Genomic DNA, 323 nt, shown 5'->3' with positions numbered 1-323 from the left:
GACATGACCTCTCCTAGCGCCCTTCTCACCGGCAGCACCGTTGCCCTCGTCACCCCCATGCACGAGGACGGCAGCGTGGACTACCCCACGCTGCGCAAACTGATCGACTGGCATATCGCCGAGGGCACCGACTGCATCGGCGTCGTCGGCACCACGGGCGAGTCGCCCACGGTGAATGTCGAGGAGCACTGCGAAATCATCCGCGTCAGCGTCGAGCAGGCCGACAGGCGCGTGCCCATCATGGCCGGCTGCGGCGCCAACTCCACGGCCGAAGCCATCGAGCTGGCCCAGTTCGCCAAGAAGGTCGGCGCCGACAGCCAGCT

1 protein-coding gene is annotated in these 323 nt (G+C 67.2%); it reads left to right on the top strand.

Features of this window, described 5'->3' with window-relative positions; translation table 11 throughout:
• Nucleotides 1–3 precede the first annotated feature (3 nt).
• On the top strand, nt 4–323 hold a 320-nt coding region (locus tag QZH66_RS17790), incomplete at its 3' end, for a dihydrodipicolinate synthase family protein (RefSeq protein WP_305807141.1).

This window comes from Stenotrophomonas sp. YIM B06876 (genome assembly GCF_030711595.1).
In the GTDB taxonomy this organism is placed as follows: Bacteria; Pseudomonadota; Gammaproteobacteria; order Xanthomonadales; family Xanthomonadaceae; genus Stenotrophomonas.
Note: the sequence above shows the minus strand (reverse complement) of the source record. Positions and strands in the feature narration are given on the sequence as shown.